Source organism: Erwinia sp. LJJL01, assembly GCF_047300805.2.
Classification (GTDB): Bacteria; Pseudomonadota; Gammaproteobacteria; order Enterobacterales; family Enterobacteriaceae; genus Erwinia; species Erwinia aphidicola.
Map to the genome: position 1 here is coordinate 3,185,860 of NZ_CP178576.1, position 24,804 is coordinate 3,210,663.

Below are 24,804 nucleotides of genomic sequence, written 5' to 3' on the forward strand. Positions count from 1 at the left end.
AGGCTAATGGCATAGTGACATCAGGGGGAATGAAGAATTCTTTGACTTTATTACTGTGAGTTATTATCTCGGTAGTTAATCAAATGCGCGCATTTCTTGCCCGTTTTTACGGCAGGCGTGCATAAATTTCCGCTAAGTCCCACGCTTTAATCCCCGTAATTAATGGTGACATTGTTATGAAATGTTAGAGCCATTATTAATGTTAACTTTAAAATAAAATGTCTTTTATTTTTACATTTAGAAATATCTGTATGGTTAACATTGCCCCAATGTAAACAGATAAAAACAGTTATTTAACCTTAATTACACCTGCTTTACGGGGGTGTACTTTTCATGCAAGTGAGAGTCGTAACGCTATGCTTCTTCAAAAAGAAACCACCCGCCGTAAGTTTTTAATCGGGTCGCTGTTGGCATTACCGTTAGGGGAGATGGTGTTTAAAGGGCTGACCGCAGCCCAGGCGGCAGAAATGGCCGCGCCAGAACTGACGGAGTACCAGCCGATCTTCTTCAGCAGCGACGAGTGGCAGTTTATTCTCGCCGCCTGCGACAGCCTGATCCCCGCCGGCGGCAAGGGCAAAGCACCCGGCGCGCTGGAAACCAACGTCCCGATCTTTATCGATCAGCAGATCCACGGCGATTCTGGCGATGAAATCTATATGAAAGGGCCGTTTGATGCGCACGCCCCGGCCACCATGGGGTATCAGATCCCGTTTCGTCCTCAGCAGATCTACAAAACCGGCATCAAACTGGCCAATCAGTGGTGCCAGCAGAACCACCAGAAACCCTTCCATCAGCTGTCTGCGCAGGATAAAGACAGCGTCCTGACCCAACTGCAAAAAAACGATATTAAGTTTGCCGACCTTGGTGAGCCGGACCTGAAGGCGTCGCAGTTCTTCAGCGGGCTGCTGGCCGATACCAAGCACGGTTATCTCTCCGACCCGATGTACGGGGGTAATAAAGGGATGAAGGCGTGGATCGCCATCGGCTTCCCCGGCGCGCGCGCCAGCTACCTAGAATGGGTGAAGCAGCACAACGTCCCGTATCCACTCGGCCCGATCAGCATCAAGGGCGAGCGCGCCTGAGTCCGCTGTTACTTTTTTCGTTTTTTATCAATGACAGCCAAAAGATTTCGCGTTGCGGCAAGGCGGCAACTTAACGAACCCCCTGAAGCTTACAGAAGTCAGTGAACAGGGTGAATAAAGGCAGCCCACACGGCTGCAACGCGATAGATGAAGGGTTGATAGGGTTAATTATGTCTCAAATCAATAAAGAAGAAGTCGACGTCGTTGTCGTCGGCCTGGGATGGGCTGGCTCGCTGATGAGCATTGAGCTGGCGATGGCTGGCCTGAAGGTGCGGGCGCTGGAGCGCGGTGCCGATCGCGGCTATGAAGAGTTCGCTTACCCGAAACCGGCGGATGAGTACGCCTACGCGGTGCGTAACAAAGTGATGGCGACCACCGCCGAAGCGGCCGTCACCGTACGTTACAACATGAGCCAGACCGCGCTGCCGACGCGCAAATGGGGCGCATTCTGTCCGGGTAACGGCGTCGGGGGTTCTGGCCTGCACTGGACGGCGGTGCTGATCCGCCCAACGCCAACCGACCTGAAGCTGAAAACCTATGCTGACCAGGCTTACGGCCCGGGCGTGCTGCAGGACGATATGCGTATTATGGACTTCCCGTTCAGTTGGGAAGAGATCGAACCCTATTACGAAAAATTTGAGATGATCTGCGGCCAGTCCGGCACTACCGGCAACCTGCGCGGCCAGATACTGGAAGGCGGCGACCCGTTTGAAGGCCCGCGTGCTAACCCCATGCCGCTACCGGCGCTGGAAGACACGCTGAACAACACCCTGTTTGTGAAAGCGGCAAAGAAGCTCGGCTACCATCCGTTCCCGAACCCGTCGGCCTGCGTATCTCGCGCCTGGACCAACCCGTACGGTAACCAGATCGCCCCCTGTAACTACTGTGGCTACTGCAGTAAGTATCCGTGCCTTAACTATTCAAAAGCCTCACCGCAGACCGCCGTGATGGACGCGCTGAAGCGCATGGATAACTTCTCCTATGAAGTGCATGCCAACGTGATGAAAGTGGTGCTGCACGACGATAAGAAGACCGCCAAAGGCGTGATCTATATTGATAAAGACGGCAACGAATGCTTCCAGCCGGCGAAAATCGTGGTGCTGAGCAGCTTCCAGTTCTGCAACGTGCGCCTGATGCTGCTGTCCGGCATCGGCAAGCCGTATAACCCGATCACTGAAGACGGTGTGGTCGGGCGCAACTACGCTTTCCTCAGTAACGGCGGCGCGACGCTGTTCTTTAAAGATCAGAACTTCAACCCGTTTGCCACCGCCGGTGCGACCGGGCAGATGTTTAACGATATCTCTCCGGGTAACTTCGACGGTCCTGGCCTCGGTTTTATCGGCGGCGCAAAGATCCACAGCTCGCAGGCTACCGGTACGCCCATCAGCACCGCACTGCCGAAAGGCACTCCGAGCTGGGGCGCCGGCTGGAAAGAGGGGATGGAAGAGTGGTACGGCCATTCGATGAAGATCAGCATCACCACCACCTGCATGTCGTATCGCGATATCTATCTCGATCTCGATCCGAACTACACCGATGATTACGGCTACCCGCTGCTGCGCATGACCTTCGACTGGAAGCAGAACGAACTGAAACTGCAGCAGCACCTGAAGGGTATCGTCAGCAACATCACTAAAGAGCTGAACCCGGACAGCTTCAGCGAAAGCTTCCTGCCAATGGACGCACACTTCGACCTGACCAAATACGTCTCGACGCACAACGTCGGCGGCGCGGTGATGGGCGACAACCCGCAGACCTCCGCGCTGAACAAGTATCTGCAGAGCTGGGATGTGCATAACGTCTTTGTGCCGGGCGGTAACGCCTTCCCGCAGAACTTCCAGGCGAACCCGACTGACACCATCGGTGCTATCACCCTGATGGCGGCCCAGGCGATTAAAGATATTTACCTGAAAAACCCCGGCCCGATGGTTCAGGCATAAGGAGATGACGATGATGAACTTCAAACGTTTACTGCTTGCCAATGCCGTGCTGCTGGCGGCGACTTTTGCGGCTTCGGCTCAGGCCGATGACAGCCTGGTAAAGCAGGGGGAGTACATTTCCCGCCTTGGCGACTGCGGCGCGTGCCACACTCTTCCGGGCAAACCGGCATTCTCCGGCGGGCTGGCGATCGAGTCTAATCTTGGCACCATTTACTCGACCAATATCACGCCGGATAAACAGCACGGCATTGGCAATTACAGCGAGCAGCAGTTCTCGGACGCGGTGCGCAAAGGCGTGCTGCCTGACGGCACGCGCCTCTACCCGGCGATGCCGTATCCGGATTACGCCAAAATCAGCGATGCCGATATGCACGCGCTCTACGCTTACTTTATGCAGGACGTGAAGCCGAGCGCCGAGCAGCCGCCGGAAACCGATCTCAGCTTCCCGTTCAGCCAGCGCTGGGGCATGCGTTTTTGGAACTGGGCCTTTACCAGCGATAAACCGTTCCAGCCCATTGGCGGGGCAACGGCGGAAGTCAATCGCGGGGCCTACCTGGTGGAGAGCCTCGGCCACTGCGGCAGCTGCCATACGCCACGCGGCATAGGTATGAACGAGAAAGCCCTCGACAGCAGCGACAGCAAGTTCCTCTCCGGCGGGTCACTGAACGGCTGGGAAGTCCCCTCGCTGCGCGGCCTGCCGAACTGGACCGGGCAGGAAACCGTGGATTACCTGGCGACCGGGCGTAACGATAAAGCGGCGGTGGGGGGGGAAATGACCTCGGTTATCGAGCACAGTACCTCGTGGATGACGGAAGCGGACCTCAAGGCAATCACTGCCTACCTGAAGTTTATCGGCGGCAACCCGCCTGCTCCGGCGGCAGCAACCCACAGCGTGAGCCCGACCGAAGCTAAACTGACGGCGGCGAAAAACCTGACCACCGGCGAGCGCCTGTACCTCGATAACTGTGGTGCCTGCCACTTCGTTACCGGTAAGGGCGCGCCGCGCATCTTCCCGCAGCTGGACCAGGCGACGATTGTTAATGCCGGCGATCCGACCGGGCTTATCCATACCATTCTGGCCGGTGCGCAGCAGCCCTCCACCGCTAAAGCACCGTCGACGCTGGCGATGCCGGGCTTTGCCAACCGCCTGAGCGACGATGAGGTGGCGCAGCTGGCGACCTTTATCCGCCAGGGCTGGAGTAATAAAGCCGCTGCGGTGAGCGCCGACCAGGTGCAAGAGGTCAGGGCAAACCTGAAAAAATAGTCCCCTGTCAAACCCGCCGCCCGGCGGGTTTTTTTTCGTCTGCTCAGTAAACAACCTGCGCTGTCACCGACAGTGTCTATACTGGTAGCTGACTAAACAACCGGAGGATAACAATGACCATTCATAAGAAAGGACAGGCACACTGGGAAGGCGACATCAAAAAAGGTAAAGGCACCATCACTACCGAAAGTGGTGCGCTAAGCCAGCAGCCCTACGGTTTCAATACCCGCTTTGAAGGCAAACCAGGCACCAATCCGGAAGAGCTGATTGGCGCGGCACACTCCGCCTGCTTCTCCATGGCGCTGTCGCTGATGCTGGGCAACGAAGGCTACACCCCTGAAAGCATCGATACCGTTGCCGATGTGTCACTGGATAAAAAAGGGGATGGGTTCGCCATCACGAAAATTGAGCTGCAGAGCAAGGTAGTACTGCCGGGCATTGATAAAGATAAGTTCGACAGCATCATCCAGAAGGCCAAAGCGGGCTGCCCGGTCTCGCAGGTGCTTAACGCTGAGATCACCCTTGACTACCAGCTGAACTAACGGCGGCTTGTCATACGGTTAAGTAAGGATTGCGTTAAGAAGGTGAAAATAAGACGCTAATCATTCGGTTTTAGGAGTTCGTGAGATAGGGAAGTGTTGCGTTATCCCCGATATTTGAGCCACGGCAGTCAGCAGGCCGTGAGCAAATCGAGGATACACCCATGAAAAAAACAACACTGGCACTGATTATTAGCGTTTTCACAGCAAGCAGCCTTTTCACCACCCTCTCTTACGCAGACGGTCCGGGTAATGGCCCGGACCGCGAGTGGCATCAGCAGGGCGGTCACGATAATCACGGTGGCGATGAGCGTCACGACGATCGCCATGACGATCGTGGGCACAATGAGCGCGGCGACGACCATCGCGGTCGCGGTGGTCCAGGCGAGCGTGACCATTTTGCGTGGCAGGGCCATGACTTCCGTCGCGGCCACCCGGCACCGGACCGCTTCCGTGGCGACGATTATCGCGTTGACGACTGGCGCGATCGCGGCCTTGATGAGCCACCGCGCGGTGAGCACTGGGCCTATGTTGACGGCAATTATGTGCTGATTGCTGCGGCCACCGGGATAATCACTTCGATCATTCTCGGCAATATTGCCGGCAACCATTAACCGCTTCTCTGCCGGTGGCACTCGCCACCGGCATCTTCGTCTCCGCGCAGAAAATCCTCTTACCTGAACACCTAACTCATTAACTTATCAGTACTTTATTTTCCTTTGTTACACTCCATTACAGGGTGATTTTTCGGCCTGTGCCGCAAAAAACCGTGCCCTCAGCACTTGCTGCAGGCTAAGAAACGGTTATAAGATCGTCTCCGGTTTGAGCAAGGTTTAATCAGACGCGCACATACAAAGGACGAGAAAATGGACAATCGCATGGACAGGCTGGAAGGGCACGTGGGTATTTTGCAGGGTGACGTCAGTATCTTAAAAAAAGATGTGGGCGTTCTGCAAAAGGATGTTGGCATCTTGAAAGTCGATGTCGACAGGTTGAAAGATGACGTCGGCGTGCTTAAGAGTGATGTTAAGGAATTAAAGGAGGACGTCAGCACCCTGAAAATTGATGTCGGGATTATCAAATCGAATTATGCCACCCAAAGCGATGTGAACGGTTTACGTGTCGAACTGCATCAGTGCCTGGCTGCGCAAACCCGCTGGATCGTCACTTCACAGTTCGCGGTCTTAGGCTTTGGTCTTGCCATTGCCAAACTGATCTTCTAGCGCCTGCGGGCGCTTTACCCTCTTTATACCCTGCGTGAGTAAACTATCCCGAACTTTCCCATATAGACGTCTGGACATGTAGCCATCAATTTCGGTAGCATGGCCACCATTAGAAATTTCTCAATGGGAACAGGCCAATGACGCAGCATATCGAGATTCTGGACGGTGGGATGGGGCGTGAGCTGGCGAGGGTGGGGGCGCCCTTCCGCCAGCCGGAGTGGTCGGCACTGGCGCTGTATGAGGCACCTGAACAGGTGCGTGCGGTCCACGACAGCTTTGTCGAGGCTGGCGCAGGTACCCTGACCACCAACAGCTATGCCGTGGTTCCCTTCCATATCGGCGCAGCGCGTTTTGCCGCAGACGGTGAGCGCCTTGCTGCGCTGGCCGGTCAGCTGGCGCGCCAGGCAGCCGATGCTGCCGCACATCCGGTAAGAGTCGCGGGCAGCTTGCCGCCCGCCGCCGGTTCCTATCGCCCCGATCTGTTTGTCGCTGAGCAGGCTATCGCAATCCACCGGGTGCTGGTGGCTGCTCAGGCACCTTACGTTGACGTCTGGCTGGGTGAAACCATCAGCTCCATTGCTGAAGCCGTGGCGATCCATCAGGCGGTTGCCAATCAGCCGCAGCCGCTGTGGCTGTCGTTCAGCCTGCACGATGACCCGGACCAGCCGAAAGCTGCCAGCACGCTGCGCTCGGGCGAGAGCGTGACGGCCGCCGTGGAGAAAGCGCTTGAGCTGGGGGCAGAAAATATTCTGTTCAACTGTAGCCATCCTGAAGTGATGCTCTCTGCGGTTCAGCAGGCGCAGGCCACGCTGCAGCGTCTCGGGTCGGCTGCCGGGATTGGCGTTTATGCCAACGCATTCGAGCACGGCAGCAACGGCGGCGGGGCCAACGAAGGGCTGAGCGGCCTGCGTAAAGACACGCATCCGGAAGGGTATCTGCACTGGGCGCAGGAGTGGGTTGCTGCCGGGGCCACGCTGGTCGGCGGCTGCTGCGGTATTGGGCCGCAGCATATTGCGCGGCTGGCCGCCGCGCTGAAGTAAACGCCTTATTTTCACCGCGCCATGCGCCATAACAACGATAAAAAAACAGGGAATACACCATGATGAATCGTCGCGATTTTATCAAAACTACCGGCGCGCTCTCCGTGGCGGCAGCCTGTTCCGGCCTGCCATTCCAGTCGGTGTGGGCAGCGGATACCGCTGCGGCCACGCCGAAAAAGGGCGGCCATCTGAAGGTCGGCATGGACAATGCCTCAAGCACTGACCGCCTTGATCCGGCGTTCTGGTTTGAATCCTATATGTACTTCGTCGGCTCGCAGCTGTTTAACTGCCTGGCGGAAGTGGATGAGCACGGTAAGATCACACCGTCGCTGGCGGAGAGCTGGGAAACCCGCGATGGTAGCAAAACCTGGGTGCTGAACATCCGCAAAGGGGTGCAGTTCCACGACGGCCGCACCCTGACGGCAAAAGACGTGGTTTACTCGCTGAACCATCACCGCGCTGAGAAATCCAGTTCGTCGGTGAAAGGCTACCTCGATCCGGTGGTGTCGCTGGAGGCGACGGCACCCAATCAGGTGACCATCAAGCTGAAGGAGCCGAACGTCGAATTTATCGCGCTGCTGAGCGATGTTCACTTTGCCATCACTGCCGAAAATGAAAACTTCGACAAAGGTATTGGCACCGGGGCGTTCATTCTTGAAAGCTTCAAGCCGGGCGTGCGCACGCTGGTGAAGCGTAATCCGAACCACTGGAACCCGGCGCGCGGCCACGTCGACTCGGTGGAAACGCTGGCGATGAATGACTCTACTGCCCGCGTCGCGGCGCTGGCCAGCGGCTCAGCACATTTGATCAACCGCGTTAATCCGCGCATTGTTGAGCGCCTTAAGCACATGCCGAATATCCAGCTGCTGCGTTCGCGCGACAGCCAGATCTTCACGTTCCCCGGCCTGGCGACGGCCGCGCCGTTTAATACCCTGGACGGTCGCCTGGCGCTGAAATACGCCATCGATCGCGAGCAGATTATCAAAACCGTGCTCGGCGGCTTCGGCACCGTGGCGAATGACAACCCGATCTTCCCGTCCAGCCCCTGGTTCGCCAAAGATATCCCGCAGCGCCCGTATGACCCGGAAAAAGCCAAATATCACTGGCAGAAAAGCGGCTTCAGCGGCCCGCTGGTGCTGTCGGTGGCAGAGGCCGGATTCCCTGGCGCGGTTGATGCCGGGCAGCTGTATCAGAACTCGGCAGAAAAGGCCGGTATCCCGCTGAAGGTAGAGCGCGTACCGGATGATGCCTTCTGGGACAACGTCTGGATGAAAAAGCCGTTTGTCTCTTCTAACTGGTCGCTGCGCCCGACGGCGGATGCGCTGCTGTCGCTGGTGTTCACCAGCAGTGCGCCGTGGAATGAGTCGCAGTGGAAAGAGCCGGCGTTTGACCAACTGGTGACCGCCGCGCGCGGGGAGCAGGACGAGCAGAAACGCCGCCAGATTTACCACGATATCCAGCTGATGCTGGTGGAAAAAGGCAGCGAAATTATTCCGCTGTATGCCGATGCGCTCGACGCCGCCAGCAGCAAAATTAACGGCTTCGTGGCGATCCCGGGCTTCACCATGAGCGGTAACCGTGCAGCGGAAAAAGTGTGGTTTGCATAACAGCTAATGAGTCATTTATCTGAACGCCGGGGGAAGGGCCACCGTCCTCTGTTAAAACTGATTGGCCAGCGCCTGCTGGCGGGTGTAGCGATGCTGCTGGTGGTCTCTGTGCTGATTTTCGTCGGTATCCAGCTGCTGCCGGGCAATGCTGCGACGGCTATCCTCGGCCAGACCGCCACGCCGCAGGCGGTGGCGGTGCTGAATCAACAGCTGGGGCTGGATCAGCCCGCTGCCGGGCGCTATCTCGCCTGGCTGGGCGGCGTGCTGCAGGGTGATTTTGGCCACAGCTTTACCAGCCGCGAAGCTATCGGCCCGGTGCTGCTCGACCGGCTGGCAAACACGCTGTCGCTGGCGTTTTTCACCGCCATCGTTGCCGTGCCGCTGGCGCTGGTGATTGGCTTTGTCTCGGCGCGCTTTCAGGGGAGCTGGATCGATCGCCTGCTCAACTTCTTCACCCGCGCCGCCGTCTCGCTGCCGGAGTTCTTCTCCGGCTATCTGCTGATCCTGATCTTCTCGATCACCCTGTTCTGGCTGCCGAGCAATAGCAGCATCTCCGACGGCATGCCGCTGGGGGATCGCCTGCTGGCCGTCGCGCTGCCGTGCATGACGCTGATCTTCGCTATCCTCGGCCATATGAGCAATATGACCCGGGCAGCGTTAGTCAGCGCGCAAAACGCGGCGTATGTTGATACTGCGCTAATGAAGGGGCTGTCACCCTCGTCTATCCTGTTTCGTCACGTGCTGCCCAACGCCTGGGGGCCGATCGTTAACGTGATCGTGATTAACCTGGCGTGGCTGATGGTCGGCGTGGTGATCGTCGAGAACGTGTTTGTCTATCCGGGCCTCGGACAATATATGGTCGACAGCATCAGCAAGCGCGATATCCCGGTGATCCAGGACTGCGCGCTGCTGCTGGCGGGGATCTACATTCTGCTTAATCTGCTGGCGGATATCATCACGCTGCTGGCTAACCCGCGTCTGCGTTTTACAAGGAATTGATCTGATGTTCAGGCTGAAACTTTCCGTACTGCCCGGCGTTATCGGGCTGAGCCTGTTTGTGCTGGTGGCGCTGCTGGCGCCGTGGCTGGCGCCGTTTGCGCCGGACCAGGTGGTCGGCAGCGCCTGGGCGGGCGTGTCGCCGGACAGCTGGCTGGGCACTGATAACCTCGGGCGCGACCTGCTGTCCCGCCTGATCTGGGGCACGCGCACCTCGCTCAGCGTCAGCGCGGTGGCCACGCTGCTGGCTTTTGCCATTGGCACCTTCCTCGGCTTTCTGGCCGGTTACTTCGGCGGTTGGGTGGACCCGCTGATCTCGCGCCTCAACGATATTCTGATGGCCATCCCGACGCTGATTCTGGCACTGGTGGTGTTAGCCATGCTGCCGAAGACCATCCCGGTGATCGTGCTGGTGCTCGGCATTCTGGAGTCGACCCGCGTGCTGCGCGTGGCGCGTGCGCTGGCGCTGGAGATTGCCGCGCAGGAGTTTATTGAGGTAGCGCGGCTGCGCGGTGAGCGCCTTGGCTGGGTGCTGTGGCGCGAAATTCTGCCGAATGCCTTTACCACGCTGGTGGCCGAATTTGCCCTGCGCTTTATCTTTATCCTGCTATTTCTTTCAGCGCTGTCGTTCTTAGGGCTGGGCATTCAGCCGCCGACCGCCGACTGGGGCGGACTGGCGCGCGATAATAAAGATGGCATTCTGTTTGGCGTCTGGGCGGCGCTGATCCCCGGCGCGGCGATTGCGCTACTGGCACTGGCATTAAACAGCGTGGCCGACTGGCTGTTAAGCCAGCACACCCGCAGCTGGCAGGAGTAGAGCATGAGCGAACAGGCGTTATTACAGGTTAAACAGCTGCGGGTGACCGCAGGCGCGGCTACCCTGGTGGAAGAGATCTCCTTTACCCTGCGCAAGGGGGAAGTGCTGGGGCTGATCGGTGAGTCCGGCGCGGGCAAGTCGACCATCGGCCAGGCTATCCTCGGCCACTTCCGTCACGGCATGCGGCTTAGCGGCGGGCAGATCCTCTTCGACGGTAGCGATCTGACTGCGCTATCGGAACGCCAGTGGCGCAAGGTGCGCGGCGCGAAAATCGCCTACGTTGCCCAGTCGGCCAGCGCGGCGTTTAACCCGGCGCAGAAGATCGGCGAGCAGGTAATTGAAAGCGCGATTCGCCACCGCGTACTGGATCGCCAGGCGGCGATCCGTCGTGCGCTTGAGATCTTCAGTCAGCTACAGCTGCCGCAGCCGGAACAGTTCTTCCATCGCTATCCGCATCAGGTTTCTGGCGGTCAGCTGCAGCGTGCGATGATTGCCATGGCGATCTGTGCCGGACCGCAGCTGATTGTCTTTGATGAGCCGACTACCGCGCTGGACGTGACCACCCAGCTGGAAGTGCTGAAATCGATCCAGCAAATTATCCGACTGACCGGCGTGGCAGCGCTCTATATCAGCCACGACCTGGCGGTGGTGGCGCAGCTCAGCCAGCGCATTATGGTGCTGCGTCACGGTCGCGAAGTGGAAAGTGGCGAGACGGCGGCGCTGCTGAGCCATCCGCAGCAGGCCTATACTCGCCAGCTGCTGCACAGCCACGGCGAGCCGAACCCGCCGCGCAGCAGCACGCTGCCGCTGCTGACCGCGACGGAAGTCAGCGTGGATTACCACGGGGATGCGGTGCTGCATGCGGTGTCGCTGGCAATCGGCCGCGGCCGCACGCTGGCGCTGATCGGTGAATCCGGCGCGGGTAAATCGACGCTGGGCCGCGCAGTGTGTGGTCTGGTCGCGCCGTCCCGCGGCGATATTCGTTTCAACGGTCAGCTGCTGCCTGCCACGCTGCGCCAGCGCACCCGGCAGCAGCTGCAGCGCGTGCAGCTTATTCACCAGCACCCTGACACCGCCCTGAATCCACGGCTGACGATTGGCCTGCAGATTGAGCGGGCGATGGTCTGCCTGAGCGAGCTGACGGCGCTGCAGCGTAAGGCACGGGTGCAGGAACTGCTGGAGAAAGTTGGTCTGTCGCCGCAGCTGGCAGAGCGTTATCCCCATGCGCTGTCCGGAGGCCAGAAGCAGCGCGTCTGCATCGCCCGGGCGCTGGCGGTAGAGCCGGAGCTGATCGTCTGCGATGAGCCCACCTCAGCGCTCGATCCGCTGGTCGGGCGTGAGGTGCTGGCGCTGCTGAAAAGGCTGCAGCAGGAAACCGGCGTCTCGCTGCTGTTTATCACACATGACCTGCACGTGGTGCGCGCGGTGGCGGATGAGGTGATGGTACTGCGCGACGGAAAAGTGGTACGCCAGGGGGCGCTCGGCCAGGTATTCAGCGCCCCGCTGGATGACTACACTGCCGAACTGCTGCGTGCGGTGCCGGAAATGCGCCCCGGCTGGCTGGCAGAGGTCACGGCAGCAGGTTAATGCTGTGGTAACGCAAATTGATAAGATATTTTCTCCTGTCGTCGCCCGCCAGTAAAGTTCCCCGACTCAAGTTCCGATAACCCCTTGTTGAAGCCCCCCGGAGATTAACCGGGGGGATAACAACGGCTGACCAATAACAGCCAGCTTAATTGCCCGATTACTGGCACACCACACGCAGGGGATTTAGTATGACCATCACCAAAAGGCTGTTTTTAATCTTTTCCCTCCTGGCGCTTTCTCTGATCGCGCTTTCCGCTTACTCCCTGTACGCCATCAGCGGCTTCCAGTCGCGCTTTGAATATGTGCAGGTGAATGCCATCCCCAGTATTAAGGATCTGAATAAGGCTATTAGCACCACCAGCGATCTGCGGGTGGCGCTTTATATTCACCAAAGTGAAAACGACTCCAGCAAACAGCCGCCGCTGGAAACGCGCGTCGAGCAGCTGATTAGCGATCTGAAAACCCAAACCGATTACTACATGGCGAACGATATCTCCAATGAACGTGACCGGGAGATGACTCAGGATGCGCTTAACAACATCTCCGCCGTGCAGAGCGCACTGCCGGCGTTTTTCACCGCCTCCCGCGCACATGATGATGCGCAGTCACTGCCGTTGCTGAAGGGTGAGGTCGGGGTAGGTGCCGCAGTTCGCAAGCTGGTTGACGGCCTGAATAATCAGATTCAGCTAAACATTGATATCGGTAATGAGCTGCGCGTGGAGAATGCGCATAGCTACAGCACCACCTTCTGGGGCATGCTGATTTTCGCCAGCGTCATCATTATTGTGATGGGGCTGCTGGCGGTGAAAACTATTCTTAGCGTGCGCAACAGCCTGAACGGCATGCAGAGCGTGATGGAATCGGTCAGTGAATCCCTTGACCTGACCCAGCAGGTTGATGCGTCGCGCAACGATGAGATCGGTAAAACCGCTCTGGCGTTTAACAGCCTGATGGCGCGCGTTTCAGCGGTGCTGACCTCCGTGACCTCGTCGGCGCAGTCGGTCAGCTCGGCGTCCACCCAGATCGCCGCCGGTAACGAAGATCTCTCGGCGCGCACCGAAGAGCAGGCGGCTTCGCTGGAGCAGACTTCGGCCAGCATCAGCACCCTGAACGACACGGTGAAACAGAACGCCGAAAACGCCCGCCAGGCCAGCACGCTGGCCAGCACCGCCAACGATCTGTCGGTCCATAGCGGCAACGCCGTGGCGGCGATGGTCGGCACCATGGAAAAAATCAAAACCAGCTCCAGCAAGATCTCCGATATTACCGGGCTGATTGAGGGCATCGCCTTCCAGACCAATATTCTGGCGCTGAACGCGGCGGTGGAAGCGGCGCGTGCCGGTGAGCAGGGGCGCGGATTTGCGGTAGTGGCAAGCGAAGTGCGCAGCCTGGCGCAGCGCTCCTCCACTGCAGCAAAAGAGATCAAAGATCTGATTGTGACTTCAGCACAGCTGGTCGAAAGCGGTTCTGTTCAGGCCGCTGACGTCGGTGACAATATGGCGAAGGTGCAGGGATCGATTCGTCAGGTGGCTGATATCGTGGGCGAAATGGCGGCAGCAACCTCAGAGCAGAGCCAGGGAATTGAGCAGGTGCACCTGGCGATTGGACAGATGGATACCGTGACCCAGCAGAACGCCGCGCTGGTGGAGGAGGCTTCCGCAGCTTCGCAGTCGCTGCAGGAGCAGGCGGTGAATATGAACCAGCTGGTGGCGGCCTTCCGCCTGCAGTCTGGCCGCCCGGTGGTGGCTGCGGCCAGCGCGGGCAAGGTTCCGGCGATCGCCCCGGCACCGCGCCTGGCGAAACCCGCGCTGGCATCGGTGGACGATAACTGGAGTTCATTCTGATTTAACATTTCGGGTCGGGCATGCCCGACCCCTACAGATTCTTTGCTGATTTAACATTTCGGGTCGGGCGTGCCCGACCCCTACAGTAGCCGGTATTTTGCGACGGCAAAGGGCGAATTTAATGATGCGCAATCACCGAGGCAATCACCCCGGTCGCGACGGCAATTAACACGTAATTACCCTTCACATTCACCCAGCGGTGGCCGGACGGCGGTGCTTTCAGGCCGCGTTTGTGCCAGTCGTTAACCTGATATCCCTCACCACGATACTGCTGCGGCAGCGGGCGACCGCGACGAAAATCGGGCTGGCGCTGCTGTGGGTGGTTGTTGGCCTGGTGCTCAGCGCCGCGCTGCGGCATTCCACCCTGATTCTGCTGATGAGGCTGATGGGGCTGATTTTGCTGCGGGTGCTTAAGCGGCTGCTGGCCCGGTCCCTCGTCAGGACCCTGAGCAAACGCGCTCAGGCTCAGGCTGCTGAAGATCATCGCTGACAGGGCAATAGTGCGGCTTTTTTTCATCTTGTTATTCCTTGCGGTTGAATCAATGTTCAGACAGAAGGAATGTGGCGTCTGGCGGCGGGGCGAACAAGGGTAAAAGTCTGAAGCGGCAGGGTTTAACGAAATCTTTAATCTTCACTAACGAAAAACAGGCACCGCACGGCGCGGTGCCTGCTGTTCAGAACGGGGTTTCGACCACGCCCCCATCGACGCGCAGCGCCGCGCCGGATGTTGCGGACGACAGCGGGGAGCAGACGTACACCACCATATTGCTGACCTCTTCAACGCTGGCGGCGCGCTGGATCACCGAGGTCGGACGATTGGCCTTGACGAATTTCACGCCCAGCTCTTCCAGATCGGCACCGTCAGCCAGCTCCTGTTTAAAGAAGTCGGCAAAGCCGTCGGACAGCGTAGGCCCGGGCAGTACGGCGTTGACCGTCACGCCGGTCCCGGCTGCGGCTTTTGCCAGCCCGCGTGACAGCGCCAGCAGCGCGGTTTTACTCACGCCGTAGTGGATCATATCAGCAGGAATATTGATGGCGGACTCGGACGAGAGGAACACCACACGCCCCCAGCCGGAGTCGATCATCTGCGGCATATAGGCGCGGCTGAGGCGCACGGCCGACATGACATTAATGTCCCAGATGCTCTGCCACAGTTCGTCGTCGGTTTCAAAGAAGTCACCGCCGGGGAAGATGCCGACATTATTTACCAGCACATCGCAGCGCGGTTCGGCTTTCAGCAGGGCTTTGCAGCCTTCCGGCGTACCGAGGTCAACCGCATGTCCGCGTGCGCCGTGGCCCAGCGTTTTGACCAGCGCATCAACCTGCGGCTGGGTGCGCCCGGTGACGACCACCGTGGCACCTGCTGCAGCCAGACCCTGAGCGATACCTTTACCAATACCTTTAGTGGACCCGGTGACAATGGCGGTTTTGCCGCTTAAATCAATCTTCATCACGTTCTCCCGTTTATAGAGCCAGGGAGTAAGTGTAGACACGATTAAGCCGCTTTTGCCGCCCGCGGCATTAATCGCTAATCGAATACGCCTCGCTCAGCAGGCGGTTCTGCTGCTCGCGACTGTAGCTGACCAGCGAATTTTTGCTGTTGGAACGCGCCAGGATCCAGTCCACTTCGGCGGCGCTCAGCGCGGGCGGGGAGTGCCAGAACGGGGTAATGGCGTTAGTGCGTAACCACTCACTCAGCTGACGGGCCGGGGCATCGGGTGAGGCCAGCGGGAAAAGCAGCGCGGCCAGCTGCTGCATCAGTTTGACCTGCTGCGCATTTTCGCTCTGCTCCAGCAGGCTGAGGAACGGCAGCAGCAGGCGGCCACACACTTCGCCGTGATGATAATCTTTGATGGCGCCAAGCTCCCCGGCAATGCCGTGGATCACCCCCAGCCCGGCCATGCTCAGGCTCTGTCCGCCCAGCCAGGAGGCCAGCATCATCTGTTCGCGGGCTTCATCCCCGCTGGCATCGTCACGATTAAGCGCCGACCAGCCGCGAATAAACGCCTGCATCCCGGCGATGGCCGTCTGGCGGCTAAAGGCGTTGCCTTTTGCAGAGAGATACGCCTCGAACAGGTGGGTAAAGGCATCAATACCGCAGCACGCCAGCACGTGGTCGGCCGCGCCGCGCAGCAGGTGCGGGTCGAGGATCGCTATCTGCGGCACAAAGTTAGCGTGGCGCAGCGAGGCTTTGACTTTGATCGCCGCTTTATCGGTGATCACCGCATTCTGCGTCACTTCGCTGCCGGTTCCGGCGGTGGTCGGAATGGCGATCAGCGGCAGGGTCGCGCCGCTGACCGGCGTATCGCCAACCTTTTCCAGGTAGCGCAGGGTGTTGAGCGGGTGCTGGCTGAGGGCGGCGACCGCTTTCGCGGCGTCTATCACGCTGCCGCCACCAATGGCGATCACGCGCTGGGCCTTGCCGCGCCAGCGTGCTACCCAGCCGTCTATTTCCGCGGGCGAGGCCTCGTGGCTGACCACTTCGATGCCGCACAGCAGCGGTTTCACCCCGGCCTGTAGCCGTTGCCAGGCGGGGCCATTGAGAAACGAGCGGCCGCAGAACAGCACGGTCGCCAGCGGCTCGGCGTTGAGCAGCGGCAGCAGCTGTTGCAGGCTGCCAGCGCCAAAAAAGGTCTGTCGATTGCTAATCAGTAGGCTGGTGTTCATCGGCAGGGCATCTCTTCGCAAAGTTAAGGGCAGGTAAAAGTGATGTTCCGATCTTTTGGCGCGTTGATAATACTGAACCGGTGCTCAGAAATACGCTGGGCCAGCCAGCCGTCCGGCGTGGTGGCCGAAGGGATGTAGAGCTGGCGATCGGAAGAGAGCAGTGCGCCGCTCTCCACCTGTAAATCCGGCAGAGTGACTGAGAACGAACTAAAGCGGTCAATAACTTTGCCCTGAGTCGTACCCAGCGACTGGCCGCTGAGCGTCGAGACTGTCGCAGCGCACGTTTCCCCCTGATAGTCGGAGGAGCAGGCGCTAAGCAGCAGAGCCAGCGCCACAGGCAGTGGAAAGAGTAATGAGGATATTTGCCGGGTTCCTGAAGACTGCATAGCACATCCTGTTGGTTGAAGGGCCACTCAGTTTATGAGAATCGGCTTAGTATAGCCCGGCGAAGCGGCGCAGTCATTGCGGCAGAATGCTCTGAGAAATAGTTAGCATTCACTTTCATTGTGCTGGGCCTGCGGCAATAACCCTGCGTTTTGTAACATTAAACTGAATCAATTCAGCTAAATCGTTAACAATAGTTCGCAAGCAAATTAATGAGTGCTACAATCGCCTCCGTTTTGAGACTTGGATCACATTAGTGCGGCGAAGCAACCCGATTGCGGCGGGCACAACAGGCGATACATTCTATCGCAGGAATCACCGACTTGTGTAATTTCCAGGCAAACTGGTCAAGGGGTTATATACTTTTGGCAGGTTGCCTGGCTGAAACTTAACAGTTGGACGTCAGGGAGTGACGGGCGCCTGTCCGGCGGAGCCGGGCAGGCCTTTTGGTAATTTTACTTATCGAATAATTCCAGTGAATAAAAAAACCTCTGCTCTCTTTTTGACGCCGCTATTCCTGATGACGCCGGTCGCCATCAGCTATGCGCAATCCTCTGCCGCCGCCACTCAGGAGCAGGAACCCTCCCTGATGGTGATCAAACAGCGTACCGGCCTTTCCGAGCTGGATACGCCTGCCGCCGTCAGCGTGATCGACGGCGATGATATGCGCCACGCCAGCGCTCAGATCAATCTTTCCGAAAGCCTTGGCAGCGTGCCGGGGTTACAGATCCAGAACCGTCAGAACTACGCCCAGGATTTACAGCTGTCGGTGCGCGGTTTCGGCAGCCGTTCGATGTACGGCGTGCGCGGCGTGCGCATGTACGTTGACGGTATTCCGGCCACCATGCCGGACGGTCAGGGCCAGACCTCAAACATCGATATTAATTCGATTGGCAAAGTTGAAGTGCTGCGCGGCCCTTACTCTGCGCTGTACGGTAATGCCTCCGGCGGCGTGGTGAATATCGATACCACCACCGGCACTCAGCCCACCACGCTCGAAGCGGGTACTTACTTCGGCAGTTTTGGCAGCTGGCGTAACAGCGTCAAGGCCAGCGGCGCCACCGGTGACGGCACCCACGCCGGGGATGTGAATTACACTGTTTCCGGCTCGCGCTTCACCACCCACGGCTTTCGTGACCATAGCGGCACGCAGAAGAGCCTCGGCAACGGCAAGTTTGGCGTGCGCCTCGATGACGTCAGTACTCTGACGCTGATGTTCAACAGCGTATCGGTGGATGCCAACGATCCTGGTGGCCTGACCGAAGACGAATACAAAGCCAACCCGCGCCAGTCGCCGCGCGGCGACAACTTTAACACCCGTAAGAGCCTTGACCAGACCCAGCTAGGCCTGCGCTATCAGCGTGAGATGAGCGACAACGACCTGCTGACGCTCACCACCTGGCACGGCGAGCGCCATACCACCCAGTACCAGTCGATCCCCCAGGGGCCGCAGAACAATCCGGCCTATCCGGGTGGCGTAATCGTGCTGGAGCGTAAATATCAGGGCGTCGATACCCGCTGGAAGCACGATGGCCTGCTCGGTGCGATGCCGGTGACGCTGACCGGCGGCATCGACTATGAAACCATGACCGAGCGCCGCCAGGGCTTCCAGAACTTTAATCTGGTGGGGGGCGTGCCGGAGTTTGGCGAGAAAGGGGCGCAGCGTCGCAACGAGAAGAACACCATGTGGAACCTCGACCCTTATCTGCAAACCAGCTGGCAGCTGACGCCGAAGTGGACGCTGGATGCCGGCCTGCGCTACAGCACCGTCAGCTTTGACTCCACCGACTACTACATTACCACCGGCAACGGTGACGACAGCGGCAGCGCGCGCTACCACAAGCTGCTGCCGATGGGGTCGATCAACTATGCCGTCAGCGACGCGTGGAATGTCTACTTCTCCGCCGGGCGCGGTTTTGAAACCCCGACCATCAATGAGCTTTCATATCGCTCCACTTCCGGCACGCAGACCGGGCTGAACCTCGGGCTGAAGCCGGCCACCAGCGATACTTTTGAGCTGGGCAGCAAAACCCGTATCGGCTATGGCCTGCTGACTGCCGCCGTGTTCCAGACCAACACCGATAACGAGCTGGTGGTCGACAGCAGTTCCGGCGGACGTGCGGTATATAAAAACGCCGGGGAGACCCGCCGTCGCGGCGTCGAGCTGGGCTTTGACCAGCAGTTTGCGATGGACTGGCGCCTGAAAATGGCGTGGACGCTGCTGGATGCCACCTACCGTAACGAAACCTGCTCCGCCAGCGGCAGCTGTACTCCTGCGGGCAATCGCCTGCCGGGCATCGCGCGCAATATGGGCTACGCTTCGCTGGAGTATGCGCCGGAAAGCGGCTGGCATGCCGGGGCCGATATTCGCTATATGAGCAGCATTCAGGCCAATGACGCCAACGACGCGCAGGCCGCGACCTATACCGTCGCCAGCCTCAACAGCGGCTATCGCTTCAACTGGAGCCAGTGGTCCCTGGATCTGTTTGGCCGCGTCGACAACCTGTTCGACCGCCAGTACGTTGGCTCAGTGATTGTTAATGAAGGCAACGGGCGCTACTTCGAACCGGCGCCGGGGCGCAACTGGGGCGGCGGCGCGACGCTCGCTTACCAGTTCTGATAGCAAAGAATCCAGCAACAGCCTGCGAACGTTCGCGGGTAAAAAACACCCGATGGATAGGGCAGTACTTACCTTAAATAGTTCGAGTTGCATCAAGGCGGCAAGAGAACGAATCCCGATGAGCTTACATGAGTCAGTGATTCGGGTGAGTGAGAGCAGCCACCGCAGAGGCAGCTTGAAATATGACGGGTAAAAGGGTGTTTTAAAAGATTGGGCTTATGCTCAATCGACGACTTTAAATTTTGGTAAGGTTCAAACTATGCAAAGTAAAGCATCAAGAATACTGATCCTGTTAACGGCTATTTTCGCCACTCTGAGTGGTTTATACCTGTTAATCGGTGGTATCTGGTTGGCTAAATTGGGCGGTTCGCTCTACTACATCATCGCGGGTGTGGTTCTGCTGATTACCGCTTTCCTGCTGTATCGTCGCCGGGGTGCAGCCCTGCTGCTGTACGCACTGTTCCTGCTGGCCACCACAATCTGGTCGCTGTGGGAAGTGGGCTCTGACTTCTGGGCGCTGACTCCGCGCCTCGACGTCACCTTCTTCCTTGGCCTGTGGCTGGTGCTGCCGTTCATCTGGCGTGGCCTGGGCTCTAAAGGCGCGTTCCCGCGCGTGGCGCTCTCTGCCGTGCTGGTGTTCGTGGTGGCGGTGCTGGCTTACTCGGTGTTTAACGACCCGCAGGAGATCAACGGCACGCTTAGCCACGATCAGGCTGCTGCTGCGCCTGCTGACGATGGTATTCCTGCCGGTGACTGGCCTGCCTATGGCCGTACCCAGGGCGGTACGCGCTACTCGCCGCTGAAGCAGATCAACGACGGCAACGTTGATAAGCTGCAGGAAGCCTGGACCTTCCAGACGGGCGACCTGAAAACCGCCAGCGATCCGGGTGAAATCACTAACGAAGTGACCCCGATTAAGATCGGCGACGCTCTCTACCTGTGTACTGCGCACCAGAAGCTGTTTGCTCTGGATGCCGCGACCGGTAAGCAGAAGTGGATGTTCGATCCGAAAATGAAGACCGACCCGACGTTCCAGCATGTGACCTGTCGCGGTGTGTCTTACGTGCAGACGCCGGAAGCGGCGGCCACGCCTGCGGGCAGCAAGCCTGCGCTGTGCTCACGCCGTATCCTGCTGCCGGTGAACGATGGCAGCATGTACGCGCTGGACGCGGAAACCGGTGCGCTGTGCCCGGAGTTTGGCGAAAACGGCAAACTGAATCTGCAGAGCAACCTGCCGTATAACAAAGTCGGTTCTTACGAGCCAACTTCACCGCCGATCGTGACCGATAAAACTATCGTGATGGCCGGGGCAGTCACCGATAACTACTCGACCAAAGAGCCATCCGGAGTAATCCGTGGCTTTGACGTTAACAGCGGTAAGCTGCTGTGGGCGTTTGATACCGGCGCGAAAGATCCGAATCTGATTGCAGAAGGCGATCAGCACTACACGCCGAACTCGCCGAACTCGTGGGCACCTGCTGCTTACGATGCCAAGCTGGACCTGGTTTACCTGCCGATTGGTGTCTCGACGCCGGATATCTGGGGCGGTCACCGTACCCCGGAAATGGAGCGCTTCGCCACCGGTATGCTGGCACTGAACGCCACCACCGGTAAGCTGGCCTGGTTCTACCAGACCGTGCACCACGACCTGTGGGATATGGACGTTCCGGCGCAGCCGACGCTGGCTGACATCAACGATAAAGATGGCAACAAAGTTCCGGTTATCTACATTCCGACCAAAACCGGCGACATCTTTGTGCTGAACCGGACCAACGGTAAGCCCGTGGTTCCGGCACCGGAAATGAAAGTACCGGGTGGTGCGGCGAAGGGCGACCATGTCTCCCCAACCCAGCCTTACTCTGAACTGAGCTTCCGTCCTAAGGCCCAGCTGGCCGGTAAGGATATGTGGGGTGCGACCATCTACGATCAGCTGATCTGTCGTGTGATGTTCCATCAGCTGCGTTACGAAGGTCCGTTCACCCCGCCATCCGAGCAGGGCACCCTGGTGTTCCCGGGTAACCTGGGGATGTTCGAGTGGGGCGGTATTGCCGTCGATACCGATCGTCAGGTCGCGGTGACTAACCCAATGGCGCTGCCGTTTGTCTCCCGTCTGATCCCACGCGGCCCGGGCAATCCCATCGAGCCGGATGAGAATGACAAAGGCGGTACCGGTACCGAGTCTGGCGTGCAGCCACAGTACGGCCTGCCGTACGGCGTGACGCTGAACCCGTTCCTCTCTCCGCTGGGCTTCCCATGCAAGCAGCCTTCATGGGGCTACATCTCTGCGGTTGATCTGAAGACTAACGATATCGTGTGGAAAAAACGTATCGGTACCGTGCGCGACAGCTCACCGGTTCCGCTGCCGTTTAAAATGGGTATGCCGATGCTGGGCGCACCGGTCACCACGGCCGGTAACGTGTTCTTCATCGCGGCAACCGCCGATAACTACCTGCGTGCCTTCAACGTTTCTAACGGCAAACAGCTGTGGGAAGCGCGTCTGCCAGCGGGCGGTCAGGCTACGCCAATGACCTATGAAGTGAACGGCAAACAGTACGTACTGATTGTTGCCGGTGGTCACGGTTCGTTCGGCACTAAGCTGGGCGACTACGTGAAAGCCTATGCACTGCCGGACAGCAAATAACGGGATCGAATAACGGGCGAGGCATGCCTCGCCCCTACTAAAATCGGTAGGGGCCGGGTACGCCCGACCCGCTAAAATCGGTAGGGGCCGGGTATGCCCGACCCGCTAAAATCGGTAGGGGCCGGGTATGCCCGACCCGCTAAAATCGGTAGGGGCCGGGTACGCCCGACCCGCTAAAATCGGTAGGGGCCGGGTATGCCCGACCCGCTAAAATCGGTAGGGGTCGGGCATGCCCGACCCGCTTTATCCCAGTATTCAAAAAGGCGACCTTCACAGGTCGCCTTTTTTTATGCCAGCGCTTTCAGCCCGGCGATTTGTTCGCGCCAGCGCGCCAGCGCGGCGGCTTCATCCTTCAGGCTGAACGTCAGGCCGCTGACCACGGTGGCATACGGTGCGCGGTGGGCGATCACCTGCTTCACCTCGGCGCGAAACACCGCCAGCGCCAAATCCGTCAGCGTTTCCGGGCGCGCGACTGCCAGCGCCTGAATCTCGATCACCGCATCGTTCAGCACCAGCGCCAGGGTGATCTTGCCATCGCGCCTGAGGTTCTGCGTGGTGGTGGAGTGCGGCCAGATGGCGAACAGCAGCTCCGTGGGGGAGGTGGCAATGATTTCGCCGAGGCTAAGCTGCGCGGCATACGGCCAGCCGTTTTCACCGACGCTCGACAGGCGGATCGCCTGAAAGCGATGGCTGGCGGGCAGCGAACCGTCAAGCAGCGTCAGCAGCGCAGGGGGCAGAGTAATACTGTTCACCGTTCGTTCCTTCTGGCGATTAAGGGAGGACTATTTTACCACGAACAATCACTTTGCCCGGCTTGATCGCACTCTCGGTGGCGCGGCGGATCGCCAGATTGATCGCCTGCCAGGCAATTTCATGCAGATCGTGCGCGATGCACGGAAAGTGGAAGCCGTAGATTGCCGCGTGTGAGATCTCATCAATGCTAAACAGGCTGACGTCGCGCATCGGCACCAGCTGGCGGTCGATGCACGATTTGATAATCCCGAGTGAGATCTGGTTATTGCAGCCGACAAACACGTCCGGCGGGGCGTGATTATCGAGGTAGTGACCCGTCACCTGCGCCGCAACATCCATATAGAAATCGGCGTAAAGGACCTCAAGGCTGGCAACTTTCCCCTGCAGCGCGGCGCTCAGCCCGGTGACCCGCTCGCGCGCGACGTTGGAGTCCTCCGGCCCGGAGACCACCACCACGCGCTGCGCCTGCTGCTCCAGCAGATAGCGCCCGGCCTGCAGGCCGCAGTCGAGGTTATCGATATAGACGCCGCTGCACGAGCTGATATCCAGCTCACGGTCAACGAGGATCACCGGAATGTTTAGCGCCTCAAGGCGTTGCAGATAGGCTGGATGATAGTTGCAGTCGGAGGAGAGCACCGAAAGCACAATGGCATCGACGTTATAACCGATCAGCTTATCAATGATGCGGTTCTCCAGCTCCACCGATTCTCTGGAGTCAAATACCAGCGTATCGTAGCCGGCTTTCTCGGCTTCCTCGGTCATCAGGCGCGTCAGCCCGCCAAAGAACGGATTATTCATATCCGGGTTGACGATGCCGATGGTTTTGCTGTCGCGCGCGCGCAGATTGCGCGCGGCGGTATTCACCACATAGCCCATTTCGGCGGCGGTCTCCAGCACGCGCTTCAGCGTTTCAGGATGCACCTTATCCGGATGTGAAAATGCGCGGGATACGGTGATTTTACTGACGTTTGACTGCATGGCCACACTCTCCAGCGTGGCCTTCACTTTCCTGCCTGGCGTCAATTTATGCTCCCGATTCGCGACGTTAAAAAGTCATCATTTTGTACCATTTGCGCATCATGACAGATTGCCTGACAGGTTGCGAATGTTGTCGCGGCTATCCCGCTCTTTTCACCCGGGGATCGGTGAAGATATCCAGATCGTCACGGCTCTCTGACGAGAACTCCGACACCACCGCACCGCAATCGCCTGCCTGGAACCAGTGGCGGGTATTCGGGGCAATGGTGTACTGCTCGCCGGGGCGCAGCAGGATATAGCGTGTGGCGCTGTACCACTGCTCTGCGCCCTCCGGCGGCTGACACGCGCCATTGTTCGGGGTCAGGCTGTCGTCGTCGACAAACAGGTAGACCTCCCCCCAGCGGCAGCGAAAGGTCTCCTGTTTGCCCGGGGTGCCGTTAAACGGCGGATGCCGGTGCTCAGGGCAGGTCTGGCGCGGGAACAGCACCAGCTCTTTCGCACAGTAGCGCGGGGTATTGACGTAGGTCAGCAGCTGCAGCCCGGAGAGCGGATAATCCGGCAGGCCGAAGGTGGCAATCTCAATCTGCTGCTGCTCATCCGGGGTCAGTTCAATCGCCGCTGTTGCGAGGAAATGGCGCGTCTGCTCGCAGGCCTGGTGGAGACTGGGCATGGTAATTCTCCTTATCTGATGTTATCGATATCATCGTTAATAACCGCGTTAGCGCACTGTTTATCGTGCCGTTAGCCATTATTGCCGCGTTTTTTCTGCGGTGAATGTGCTTTTTGCTAAAAATTTAACCAGGTTCACATATTTTTAACGCC

General features: G+C 58.8%; 21 protein-coding genes. 14 read left to right on the forward strand and 7 right to left on the reverse strand.

The window, feature by feature from the left end:
• The first annotated feature begins 356 nt into the window (after window positions 1-356).
• From ACLI4M_RS15795 to ACLI4M_RS15850, 12 genes are all read left to right on the forward strand, one after another.
• Complete coding sequence (locus tag ACLI4M_RS15795; RefSeq protein WP_048916831.1) at window positions 357-1,082, forward strand: gluconate 2-dehydrogenase subunit 3 family protein; 726 nt, start codon at window positions 357-359, stop codon at window positions 1,080-1,082.
• Between the two features lie 170 nt (window positions 1,083-1,252).
• Window positions 1,253-3,022: a GMC family oxidoreductase gene (locus ACLI4M_RS15800; RefSeq protein WP_048916830.1), complete on the forward strand. Its 1,770-nt coding sequence runs from the start codon at window positions 1,253-1,255 to the stop codon at window positions 3,020-3,022.
• A 4-nt stretch (window positions 3,023-3,026) separates the two neighbouring features.
• A complete protein-coding gene (locus tag ACLI4M_RS15805) occupies window positions 3,027-4,286 on the forward strand; it encodes a c-type cytochrome (protein ID WP_413449731.1) in 1,260 nt (419 codons plus the stop codon).
• 113 nt (window positions 4,287-4,399) lie between these two features.
• On the forward strand, window positions 4,400-4,828 hold the full coding sequence (locus ACLI4M_RS15810; RefSeq protein ID WP_048916826.1) for an OsmC family protein: 429 nt from the start codon (window positions 4,400-4,402) through the stop codon (window positions 4,826-4,828).
• A 161-nt stretch (window positions 4,829-4,989) separates the two neighbouring features.
• A complete protein-coding gene (locus ACLI4M_RS15815; protein ID WP_133624224.1) occupies window positions 4,990-5,439 on the forward strand; it encodes an RcnB family protein in 450 nt (149 codons plus the stop codon).
• A gap of 252 nt (window positions 5,440-5,691) precedes the next feature.
• The gene (locus ACLI4M_RS15820; RefSeq protein WP_133624223.1) at window positions 5,692-6,048 is read left to right on the forward strand and encodes a hypothetical protein; all 357 of its coding nucleotides are present in this window, start codon (window positions 5,692-5,694) and stop codon (window positions 6,046-6,048) included.
• Window positions 6,049-6,185: 137 nt separating this feature from the next.
• On the forward strand, window positions 6,186-7,088 hold the full coding sequence (locus ACLI4M_RS15825; protein ID WP_133624222.1) for a homocysteine S-methyltransferase family protein: 903 nt from the start codon (window positions 6,186-6,188) through the stop codon (window positions 7,086-7,088).
• 62 nt (window positions 7,089-7,150) lie between these two features.
• Complete coding sequence (locus ACLI4M_RS15830; RefSeq protein WP_133625105.1) at window positions 7,151-8,695, forward strand: ABC transporter substrate-binding protein; 1,545 nt, start codon at window positions 7,151-7,153, stop codon at window positions 8,693-8,695.
• 6 nt (window positions 8,696-8,701) lie between these two features.
• A complete protein-coding gene (locus tag ACLI4M_RS15835; protein WP_133624221.1) occupies window positions 8,702-9,694 on the forward strand; it encodes an ABC transporter permease in 993 nt (330 codons plus the stop codon).
• Window positions 9,695-9,698: 4 nt separating this feature from the next.
• A complete protein-coding gene (locus tag ACLI4M_RS15840) occupies window positions 9,699-10,508 on the forward strand; it encodes an ABC transporter permease (RefSeq protein ID WP_133624220.1) in 810 nt (269 codons plus the stop codon).
• A gap of 3 nt (window positions 10,509-10,511) precedes the next feature.
• Window positions 10,512-12,095: a nickel ABC transporter ATP-binding protein NikE gene (gene nikE / locus ACLI4M_RS15845; protein ID WP_133624219.1), complete on the forward strand. Its 1,584-nt coding sequence runs from the start codon at window positions 10,512-10,514 to the stop codon at window positions 12,093-12,095.
• Window positions 12,096-12,283: 188 nt separating this feature from the next.
• A complete protein-coding gene (locus ACLI4M_RS15850; RefSeq protein ID WP_133624218.1) occupies window positions 12,284-13,939 on the forward strand; it encodes a methyl-accepting chemotaxis protein in 1,656 nt (551 codons plus the stop codon).
• A gap of 118 nt (window positions 13,940-14,057) precedes the next feature.
• Here the strand turns inward: ACLI4M_RS15850 and ACLI4M_RS15855 are convergent, their stop codons facing one another.
• The 4 genes from ACLI4M_RS15855 to ACLI4M_RS15870 all read right to left on the reverse strand — a co-directional run bounded on the left by ACLI4M_RS15855 (window position 14,058) and on the right by ACLI4M_RS15870 (window position 16,992).
• On the reverse strand, window positions 14,058-14,456 hold the full coding sequence (locus ACLI4M_RS15855) for an RcnB family protein (RefSeq protein WP_133624217.1): 399 nt from the start codon (window positions 14,454-14,456) through the stop codon (window positions 14,058-14,060).
• A gap of 157 nt (window positions 14,457-14,613) precedes the next feature.
• Complete coding sequence (locus ACLI4M_RS15860; protein ID WP_133624216.1) at window positions 14,614-15,390, reverse strand: SDR family NAD(P)-dependent oxidoreductase; 777 nt, start codon at window positions 15,388-15,390, stop codon at window positions 14,614-14,616.
• A 70-nt stretch (window positions 15,391-15,460) separates the two neighbouring features.
• Window positions 15,461-16,606 (reverse strand): iron-containing alcohol dehydrogenase, encoded by a 1,146-nt coding sequence (locus ACLI4M_RS15865; protein ID WP_133624215.1) that lies wholly within the window; start codon window positions 16,604-16,606, stop codon window positions 15,461-15,463.
• A gap of 23 nt (window positions 16,607-16,629) precedes the next feature.
• A complete protein-coding gene (locus ACLI4M_RS15870; protein ID WP_133624214.1) occupies window positions 16,630-16,992 on the reverse strand; it encodes a hypothetical protein in 363 nt (120 codons plus the stop codon).
• Between the two features lie 518 nt (window positions 16,993-17,510).
• Here ACLI4M_RS15870 and pqqU point away from each other — a divergent pair.
• Window positions 17,511-19,610 carry a TonB-dependent receptor PqqU gene (gene pqqU, locus ACLI4M_RS15875; RefSeq protein ID WP_366521328.1) on the forward strand — a complete coding sequence of 700 codons (2,100 nt, stop codon included), beginning with the start codon at window positions 17,511-17,513 and terminating at the stop codon, window positions 19,608-19,610.
• Window positions 19,611-19,869: 259 nt separating this feature from the next.
• Complete coding sequence (locus ACLI4M_RS15880; RefSeq protein WP_133624213.1) at window positions 19,870-22,251, forward strand: glucose/quinate/shikimate family membrane-bound PQQ-dependent dehydrogenase; 2,382 nt, start codon at window positions 19,870-19,872, stop codon at window positions 22,249-22,251.
• A 287-nt stretch (window positions 22,252-22,538) separates the two neighbouring features.
• Here ACLI4M_RS15880 and ACLI4M_RS15885 read toward each other — a convergent pair whose 3' ends face one another.
• The 3 genes from ACLI4M_RS15885 to ACLI4M_RS15895 form a co-directional block, all read right to left on the reverse strand.
• Window positions 22,539-23,003: a hypothetical protein gene (locus tag ACLI4M_RS15885; RefSeq protein WP_048916814.1), complete on the reverse strand. Its 465-nt coding sequence runs from the start codon at window positions 23,001-23,003 to the stop codon at window positions 22,539-22,541.
• A 19-nt stretch (window positions 23,004-23,022) separates the two neighbouring features.
• Window positions 23,023-24,027, reverse strand: coding sequence for a LacI family DNA-binding transcriptional regulator (locus ACLI4M_RS15890; RefSeq protein ID WP_224750504.1), 1,005 nt, complete (start codon window positions 24,025-24,027; stop codon window positions 23,023-23,025).
• A gap of 94 nt (window positions 24,028-24,121) precedes the next feature.
• Window positions 24,122-24,652 (reverse strand): D-lyxose/D-mannose family sugar isomerase, encoded by a 531-nt coding sequence (locus ACLI4M_RS15895; protein WP_133624212.1) that lies wholly within the window; start codon window positions 24,650-24,652, stop codon window positions 24,122-24,124.
• Between the last annotated feature and the right edge of the window lie 152 nt (window positions 24,653-24,804).

Excerpts from the sequence above, each read along its gene's own strand:
- ACLI4M_RS15835 (WP_133624221.1), top strand. The coding sequence starts at position 8,702 with ATGAGTCATTTATCTGAACGCCGGGGGAAGGGCCACCGTCCTCTGTTA.
- ACLI4M_RS15895 (WP_133624212.1), bottom strand. The coding sequence starts at position 24,652 with ATGCCCAGTCTCCACCAGGCCTGCGAGCAGACGCGCCATTTCCTCGCA.
- pqqU (WP_366521328.1), top strand. The coding sequence starts at position 17,511 with ATGACGCCGGTCGCCATCAGCTATGCGCAATCCTCTGCCGCCGCCACT.
- nikE (WP_133624219.1), top strand. The coding sequence starts at position 10,512 with ATGAGCGAACAGGCGTTATTACAGGTTAAACAGCTGCGGGTGACCGCA.
- ACLI4M_RS15830 (WP_133625105.1), top strand. The coding sequence starts at position 7,151 with ATGAATCGTCGCGATTTTATCAAAACTACCGGCGCGCTCTCCGTGGCG.
- ACLI4M_RS15850 (WP_133624218.1), top strand. The coding sequence starts at position 12,284 with ATGACCATCACCAAAAGGCTGTTTTTAATCTTTTCCCTCCTGGCGCTT.
- ACLI4M_RS15800 (WP_048916830.1), top strand. The coding sequence starts at position 1,253 with ATGTCTCAAATCAATAAAGAAGAAGTCGACGTCGTTGTCGTCGGCCTG.
- ACLI4M_RS15805 (WP_413449731.1), top strand. The coding sequence starts at position 3,027 with ATGACGATGATGAACTTCAAACGTTTACTGCTTGCCAATGCCGTGCTG.
- ACLI4M_RS15795 (WP_048916831.1), top strand. The coding sequence starts at position 357 with ATGCTTCTTCAAAAAGAAACCACCCGCCGTAAGTTTTTAATCGGGTCG.
- ACLI4M_RS15810 (WP_048916826.1), top strand. The coding sequence starts at position 4,400 with ATGACCATTCATAAGAAAGGACAGGCACACTGGGAAGGCGACATCAAA.
- ACLI4M_RS15840 (WP_133624220.1), top strand. The coding sequence starts at position 9,699 with ATGTTCAGGCTGAAACTTTCCGTACTGCCCGGCGTTATCGGGCTGAGC.
- ACLI4M_RS15860 (WP_133624216.1), bottom strand. The coding sequence starts at position 15,390 with ATGAAGATTGATTTAAGCGGCAAAACCGCCATTGTCACCGGGTCCACT.
- ACLI4M_RS15815 (WP_133624224.1), top strand. The coding sequence starts at position 4,990 with ATGAAAAAAACAACACTGGCACTGATTATTAGCGTTTTCACAGCAAGC.
- ACLI4M_RS15820 (WP_133624223.1), top strand. The coding sequence starts at position 5,692 with ATGGACAATCGCATGGACAGGCTGGAAGGGCACGTGGGTATTTTGCAG.
- ACLI4M_RS15825 (WP_133624222.1), top strand. The coding sequence starts at position 6,186 with ATGACGCAGCATATCGAGATTCTGGACGGTGGGATGGGGCGTGAGCTG.
- ACLI4M_RS15880 (WP_133624213.1), top strand. The coding sequence starts at position 19,870 with ATGCAAAGTAAAGCATCAAGAATACTGATCCTGTTAACGGCTATTTTC.
- ACLI4M_RS15855 (WP_133624217.1), bottom strand. The coding sequence starts at position 14,456 with ATGAAAAAAAGCCGCACTATTGCCCTGTCAGCGATGATCTTCAGCAGC.
- ACLI4M_RS15865 (WP_133624215.1), bottom strand. The coding sequence starts at position 16,606 with ATGAACACCAGCCTACTGATTAGCAATCGACAGACCTTTTTTGGCGCT.
- ACLI4M_RS15870 (WP_133624214.1), bottom strand. The coding sequence starts at position 16,992 with ATGCAGTCTTCAGGAACCCGGCAAATATCCTCATTACTCTTTCCACTG.